The organism is Rubrimonas sp. (assembly GCF_036788415.1).
Taxonomy (GTDB): Bacteria; Pseudomonadota; Alphaproteobacteria; order Rhodobacterales; family Rhodobacteraceae; genus Rubrimonas.
The window spans coordinates 1-6,753 of the sequence record NZ_DAIQNN010000118.1 but is presented as its reverse complement, the minus strand read 5'-3'; the positions used below and the strand labels follow the sequence as shown (position 1 = coordinate 6,753).

At 72.7% G+C, this 6,753-nt stretch carries 7 protein-coding genes; 5 read left to right on the top strand and 2 right to left on the bottom strand.

The genetic code is table 11. From position 1 onward, the window contains the following. Positions 1-37 precede the first annotated feature (37 nt). From V7Q31_RS16325 to V7Q31_RS16310, 4 genes are read left to right on the top strand one after another with little or no spacing between them, the layout of a single operon-like run. Positions 38-613 carry a shikimate kinase gene (locus V7Q31_RS16325; protein WP_333834920.1) on the top strand — a complete coding sequence of 192 codons (576 nt, stop codon included), beginning with the start codon at positions 38-40 and terminating at the stop codon, positions 611-613. Continuing rightward, positions 610-1,734 (top strand): 3-dehydroquinate synthase, encoded by a 1,125-nt coding sequence (gene aroB / locus V7Q31_RS16320; protein ID WP_333834919.1) that lies wholly within the window; start codon positions 610-612, stop codon positions 1,732-1,734. Before V7Q31_RS16325 ends, aroB begins: the two co-directional genes overlap by 4 nt. Then, entirely contained in the window at positions 1,731-2,297 is a 567-nt protein-coding gene (locus tag V7Q31_RS16315) for a DNA-3-methyladenine glycosylase I (RefSeq protein ID WP_333834918.1), read from the top strand. The genes aroB and V7Q31_RS16315 overlap by 4 nt, the downstream gene beginning before the upstream one ends. A 54-nt stretch (positions 2,298-2,351) precedes the next feature. Further along, the gene (locus V7Q31_RS16310; RefSeq protein WP_333834917.1) at positions 2,352-3,398 is read left to right on the top strand and encodes a dipeptidase; all 1,047 of its coding nucleotides are present in this window, start codon (positions 2,352-2,354) and stop codon (positions 3,396-3,398) included. 7 nt (positions 3,399-3,405) lie between these two features. Here the strand turns inward: V7Q31_RS16310 and pyrF are convergent, their stop codons facing one another. After that, positions 3,406-4,101 (bottom strand): orotidine-5'-phosphate decarboxylase, encoded by a 696-nt coding sequence (gene pyrF, locus V7Q31_RS16305; RefSeq protein WP_333834916.1) that lies wholly within the window; start codon positions 4,099-4,101, stop codon positions 3,406-3,408. 54 nt (positions 4,102-4,155) lie between these two features. Next, positions 4,156-5,148: a ParB/RepB/Spo0J family partition protein gene (locus V7Q31_RS16300; RefSeq protein WP_333834915.1), complete on the bottom strand. Its 993-nt coding sequence runs from the start codon at positions 5,146-5,148 to the stop codon at positions 4,156-4,158. 314 nt (positions 5,149-5,462) lie between these two features. Between V7Q31_RS16300 and V7Q31_RS16295 the strand changes: the two genes are divergently transcribed. Beyond that, on the top strand, positions 5,463-6,753 hold a 1,291-nt coding region (locus tag V7Q31_RS16295), incomplete at its 3' end, for a Clp protease N-terminal domain-containing protein (protein WP_333834914.1).

Here is a 6,753-nt window from a genome sequence, read left to right as displayed (position 1 = left end):
GCGAGCTCGAAAAACGGACGGATCAGCAGGGGGATCCATGGCCGACGACGCAGAGGCGCGCGGGCGCGCAGGCGGCGCGCTGCGCCGTACGGTGGTGCTGATCGGGCTGATGGGCGCGGGCAAGAGCTCGGTTGGACGCCGGCTCGCCGAAACGCTCGGGGCGCCCTTCCACGACAGCGACGACGAGATCGTCGCCGCCGCGGGCATGGAGATCCCCGACATCTTCGCCGAACTCGGCGAGCCGGGATTTCGGCAGGGCGAGCGCCGCGTGATCGCGCGGCTTCTGGAAGGGGAGCCGCATGTGCTGGCGACCGGCGGCGGGGCCTACATGAACGCCGAGACCCGTGCGCTGATCGCCGAACGCGCCTTCGCCGTCTGGATCCGCGCCGATCTCGACACGCTGGTCGAGCGCACCGGCCGCAAGGACACCCGACCGCTGCTGCGCGACGGCGACCCGCGCGCCGTCCTCTCGCGGCTGATGGCCGAGCGCCATCCGGTCTATGCGCAGGCCGACGCGGTGGTGGACAGCCCGCAAGGCGGCCAGCATCAGGACGTGGTCGCCGACATCGTCGCGGCTCTGGAAGCGCAGGGCGTTCTGGAGACGGCCCCATGACCGCGGAACGCGTTCCGGTCGCCCTCGGGGACCGCGCCTACGACATCCTCATCGGCCCGGGCCTTCTGGCCGAAGCGGGTGCGCGGATCGCGCCTTTCGCGCGCGGGCGCAAGCTCGCCATCGTCACCGACGAGACCGTCGCTGCGCTCCATCTAGACGCGCTGCGGGCAGGGCTGGCGGCGGAGGGCTTCGAGGCCCCCGCCCTCGCCCTGCCGCCGGGCGAGGCGACCAAGAGCATGGCGCGCCTCGACGAGACGCTGCGCTGGCTGCTCGACCAGCGCCTCGGGCGCTCCGACTTCGTGATCGCCTTCGGCGGCGGGGTGATCGGCGATCTCGCGGGCTTCGCGGCGGCGGTGCTCAAGCGCGGGGTGGATTTCATCCAGATCCCCACGACGCTGCTCGCGCAGGTGGACAGCTCGGTCGGCGGCAAGACCGGGGTGAACGCGCCGCAGGGCAAGAACCTGATCGGCGCCTTCCACCAGCCCCGCCTCGTGCTCGCCGACATCGACCTTCTCGACACGCTCAGCCCGCGCGAGTTCCTCTCGGGCTATGGCGAAGTCGCGAAATACGGGCTGCTCGGGGATGCGGCGTTCTTCGCATGGCTCGAGGCGCAGGGACCGGCGCTGAAGGCGGGCGACGCCGCGGCGCGCATCCGCGCGATCCGCCGCTCCTGCGAGATGAAGGCCGAGATCGTCGCGCGGGACGAACGCGAGACGGGCGACCGGGCGCTGCTCAATCTCGGCCACACCTTCGGCCATGCGCTCGAGACCGCGACCGGCTATTCCGACCGCCTGCTGCATGGCGAGGCGGTGGCGGTGGGGATGGGCCTCGCCTTCGAACTCTCGCAGCGTCTCGGGATGTGCCCGCAGGAAGCGCCGAGCCGCGTGCGGGCGCATCTGCGGGCGATGGGGATGAAGGCGACGCTCGGCGACATTCCGGGGCCGCTTCCGGACGCCGACGCGCTGATGGCGCTGATGGCGCAGGACAAGAAGGCCGAAGCCGGGCGCATCGCCTTCGTGCTCGCCGAGGATGTCGGGCGCGCCCGCGTGGTGAAGGACGCGCCGCCCGACGCCGCCCGCGCCGTTCTGGCCGACGCGCTCGCCGAAAAGGCGGCCCTGTGAGCGACCGCTGCCCCTGGTGCGGCGACGATCCGCTCTACGTCGCCTATCACGACGACGAATGGGGCGTTCCCGAATTCGACGGACGCGCGCTCTGGGAGAAGCTGGTCCTCGACGGTTTCCAGGCCGGGTTGTCCTGGATCACGATCCTGCGCAAGCGCGAGGGCTTCCGTTCCCGCTTCGAGGGCTTCGACCCCGAGCGGATCGCGCGCTGGGGCGAGGCCGAGATCGCCGCGGCGCTGGCCGACGCCGGCATCGTGCGCCATCGCGGCAAGATCGAGGCGACCATCGGCAACGCCCGCGCCTTCCTCGACATGGGAGGGGCGGCGGCTTTCTCGGGCTTCGTCTGGCAGTCGGTGGAGGGCCGCCCCCGCGTGAACCGCTTCGCCCGGATGGACGAGATACCCGCCGAAACCGCCGAGAGCCGGGCGCTGTCGAAGGCGCTGAAGGCGCGCGGCTTCCGCTTCGTCGGCCCGACGGTCGTCTATGCGTGGATGCAGGCCTGCGGGCTGGTCGACGACCACCTGACGAGTTGCCCCCGCCATTCGGAGTTCGGGCGCGATTGACGCCGCCCACAGCGGGGCGTCTTGTCGGGGGCGACATCGCTCGGGAGTTCGCCCATGCAGCCGGTCTTCGACGGCCATAACGACGTCCTGCTCCATCTCTGGCGCGCTCGCGACTGGGACGGCGCGCAGTTTTTCGCCGGGCGCGGCGACGGCCATCTCGACTTGCCCCGCGCGCGCGCCGGCGGCCTCATGGGGGGGTTCTTCGCGATCTACGTCCCCGAGGAGGCGCCGCTCGCCGAGGGCGACGAGGCCGAGGGCGCGCTGGTCGACGGCCCGCCGATCGGCCCGGTGGACGCCGCCTTCGCCCGCCGCGCGACGCACGAGATCGCGGGCATCCTGTTGCGCATGGTCCGCGCCCGGCCCGACGCGATCCGTCTGTGCCGCAGCGCCGCCGAGATCGAAGCCGCCGAAGCGGCGGGCGCCCTCGCCGCGATCCTGCATCTGGAGGGCTGCGAGGCCATCGGCCCCGATCTGGGCGGGCTGGAGGTGCTGCACGCGGCGGGTCTGCGCTCGCTCGGGCCGGTCTGGTCGCGGCCCAACATCTTCGGGCAGGGCGTGTCGTTCCGCTTTCCCGGCGACGCCGAGGAGGGCGGCGGGCTGACGCCGGCGGGGCGCGATCTGGTCGCCGCCTGCGACCGGCTCGGCGTGATGGTCGATCTCAGCCATCTCAATGCGGCGGGCTTCCGCGACGTGGCGCGGCTGTCCTCCAAACCGCTGGTCGCCACCCATTCCAACGTCTGGGAGCTGTCGAACAGCTCGCGCAACCTGGCGGACTGGCAACTCGCGGCGATCGCGGAGTCGCGTGGCGTGGTCGGGCTCAACTACGCTGTCGGCTTCCTGCGCGCGGACGGGCGCAAGATCGCCGACACGCCGTTCGAGACCATGTTGCGCCATCTCGACCGGCTGGTGGAACGGCTCGGCGAAGGCGGCGTCGCGCTCGGCTCGGATTTCGACGGCGCCGAGATCCCGCGCGCGCTGGCCGATGTTTCGGGGCTGCCCCGGCTGGTGGAGGCGATGCGCGCCGCCGGTTACGGAGAGGCGCTGATCCGCCGCATCTGCCGCGACAACTGGATCGACCTGCTCCGCCGCACCATCGGCTGAGAGGGGTTCAGGCCGCCGCGATCTCCGCCGCGACCGCGCGCGCCGCGGCCGCCGGATCGGCGGCCTGGGTGATCGGGCGCCCGATCACGACGTGATCGGCGCCGGCGCGCAGGGCGTCCGCCGGCGTCGCGACCCGCTTCTGGTCGCCCAGCGCCGCGCCCGCGGGCCGCACGCCGGGCGTGACGATCAGCTTGCCCGACGCTTCGGGAAGCGCGCGGATCGCCGCCGCCTCCTGCGGGCTCGCGATCACCCCGTCGGCGCCCGCGGCGAAGGCGCGGCGCGCCCGCTCGACGGCGATGGCGCCGATGTCGCCCGCCTCGATCATCGCGGCATCCAGATCGGCGCGGTCGAGGCTCGTGAGCACCGTCACCGCGAGGATGCGCGTGGCCGACGCCCCCCGCCCCGCCATCGCCGCCCGGACGACATGCGGGTCGCCATGCACCGTCAGGAAATCGAGGTCGAACTGCGCGAGGCCCCGCACCGCGGCCTCGACCGTGGCGGGGATGTCGAAGAGCTTCATGTCGAGAAACACCCGTTTCCCTTGCTCTTTCAGCTCGATGGCGAGGGCGAGGCCGCCGCCGGTGAGCATCCCGAGGCCGATCTTGTAGAAGGAGGCCGCGTCTCCGATCCGCTCGGCCATCTCGGTCCCGGCGAGGGCGTTCGGCAGGTCGAGGGCGACGATCAGGGCGTCGGGGCGGGGCATGGGCGGTCTCCTGCTGGGGGCTGGAGCCGTCCTGCGCCTCGGAGGGGGCGGGCGTCAACACGCGGCGGGGCGGGAGGCGCGGCGACCGGGGAAGCGTCCGGAACTGGACGGGGGTTTAGAACACTGATATAAAATGATTTTCTTGGTTACCATTTTTTTGGGCCGGGGACCGGCCGCGCCGGACCAGCCCGGCAGGTAGAGCCGTTCGATCTCGTCGAGCACCTCGTCGAGCAAATGGCTGCTGGCCTCGCGGCCGGCGAAGTGCAGGACATAGCCCATCCGCGTGCGCTCGCGGCGGATGATCAGGCCGGGGCTCGGGCGCAGGACGCGGCGGGGGCGGCCCGGACGCGGGCGCGGGCGGAGGGGCTTGACCGCCTCCTCGGCGTGCTCGGCCAGAAGCGCCGCGAGCGACGCCCACTGGACCTCGTGCGGGGCGCCGGCGGCGACCTCGAGCGCGGCGCGGATCGCCTCGTCGTAGCCGCCCCGCCATGCGTCCGCGAGGCGCAGCAGCTGGGCCTGCGTCAGCCGCTCGGGCGCGGCCAGCAGCCCGTCGAGCTCGGCGACGAGGCGCGCGACGGCGCGCAGGCGGGCGCGCTTCTGGCGGCTCTTGCCGGGGTGCAGCGCGTCCGCCGCGGCCTCGACGCCGGGATGGAAGCCCTGCGCGACGGCGATGTGGAGGGCGCGCCCCTCCTCCCATGGCGAGAGCGCGTCGCGCACGGCGTTTTCCTCGACCATGGCGCGATAGGCCGCGGCGGCGTCGAGCCCCTCGCGGATCAGGGCGGGGATCGCGGCGAAGGCGGCGTCGCCGGCCTGGGCCTGCTCGGCGAAGACGAGATGGCGGCGATAGCCGGAGATCAGGCCGTAGAGCGCCCCGTCCGTCCGGGCGCCGGCGTCGGGCAAACGGAACAGCTCGACCGGCAGGCGCAGGCCGTGGGCGAGGATCGAGCGGCGCAGCTCCTCCAGCGGCTCGGGGTCGAGCCCGGTACGGTCGCGGGTCAGGGCGCCGGCGTCGATCTCGGCGAGGGGGACGAGCTGGATGTCGGGCATGGGGGCGCTCCGCGGCTGGGGCTGCGGAAGGGTAACCCGGCGCGCGGGGCGTTCCGCTTCTGGAGGCTTGCGACTTTCGGGCAGGTCGCCGGGCGGGCGGCAGGTCAGTCCCGCCGCTTGCGCCGCGCCAAAGCGGCGCCGCCGGCGCCTGCGACGCGGATGACCGGCGCCGCGCCCCATCCACTTGCCGGGGCTGTGGATGTTCCCCATCTGAGCCTGGACGGGGCGCGCCGGATCCGGGCGTCCGACCACGGGGGAGAGGCGGCATCGACCGCGCCGGAAGGGCGGCGGCGTCGCGCTGAAAGGAGCATCCCATGAACCTCGAGAAATTCACCGAACGGGCGCGCGGCTTCCTGCAGGCGGCCCAGACCATCGCCATGCGCGAGGGCCATCAGCGCCTCGGCGACGCGCATCTGCTCAAGGCGCTGCTCGACGACGATCAGGGGCTTGCGGCGAACCTGATCGCGCGCGCCGGCGGCGACGCCAAGGCGGCGCGGAGCGCCGTCGAAGCGGCGCTCGCGCGCACGCCCAAGGTCTCGGGCGGCGACGGGCAGATCTACATGGACCCGGGCCTCGCCCGCGCGCTGGCCGAAGCCGAGACGCTGTCCAAGAAGGCCGGCGACAGCTTCGTGACTGCGGAGCGGCTGCTGTCGGCGCTCGCGCTCGCCAAGGGGACCGAGGCCGCCAAGGCGCTGGCCGAGGCGAAAGTCGACGCGCAGCGGCTGGAGGGCGCCATCGCCGATCTGCGCAAGGGCCGCACCGCCGACACCGCCTCCGCCGAACAGGGCTACGACGCGCTGAAGAAATACGCCCGCGACCTGACCGAGGCCGCCCGCGAGGGCAAGCTCGACCCGGTGATCGGGCGCGACGAGGAGATCCGGCGCACCGTGCAGGTGCTGAGCCGGCGCACCAAGAACAACCCGGTGCTCATCGGCGAGCCGGGCGTCGGCAAGACCGCCATCGCGGAAGGTCTGGCGCTGCGCATCGTCAACGGCGACGTGCCGGAGAGCCTGCAGGGCAAGAAGCTGATGGCGCTCGACATGGGGAGCCTGATCGCCGGCGCGAAGTATCGCGGCGAGTTCGAGGAGCGGCTGAAGGCCGTGCTGACCGAGATTCAGGCCGAGGCCGGCGGGATCGTGCTGTTCATCGACGAGATGCACACGCTGGTCGGCGCCGGGAAGGCCGACGGCGCGATGGACGCCTCGAACCTGCTGAAACCCGCGCTGGCGCGGGGCGAGCTGCATTGCGTCGGCGCCACCACGCTCGACGAATACCGCAAGCATGTCGAGAAGGACGCGGCGCTGGCCCGCCGCTTCCAGCCCGTCTTCGTGGACGAGCCGAGCGTCGAGGACGCGATCAGCATCCTGCGCGGGCTGAAGGAGAAATACGAGGTCCATCACGGCGTGCGCATCACCGACAGCGCGCTGGTGGCCGCAGCGACCCTGTCGAGCCGCTACATCGCCGACCGCTTCCTGCCCGACAAGGCGATCGACCTGATGGACGAGGCGGCGTCGCGGCTGCGCATGGAAGTGGACAGCAAGCCGGAGGAACTCGACGCGCTCGACCGCGAGATCCTGCAGAAGCAGATCGAGGCCGAGGCGCTGA

Excerpts from the sequence above, each read along its gene's own strand:
- V7Q31_RS16300 (WP_333834915.1), bottom strand. The coding sequence starts at position 5,148 with ATGCCCGACATCCAGCTCGTCCCCCTCGCCGAGATCGACGCCGGCGCC.
- V7Q31_RS16325 (WP_333834920.1), top strand. The coding sequence starts at position 38 with ATGGCCGACGACGCAGAGGCGCGCGGGCGCGCAGGCGGCGCGCTGCGC.
- aroB (WP_333834919.1), top strand. The coding sequence starts at position 610 with ATGACCGCGGAACGCGTTCCGGTCGCCCTCGGGGACCGCGCCTACGAC.
- V7Q31_RS16310 (WP_333834917.1), top strand. The coding sequence starts at position 2,352 with ATGCAGCCGGTCTTCGACGGCCATAACGACGTCCTGCTCCATCTCTGG.
- pyrF (WP_333834916.1), bottom strand. The coding sequence starts at position 4,101 with ATGCCCCGCCCCGACGCCCTGATCGTCGCCCTCGACCTGCCGAACGCC.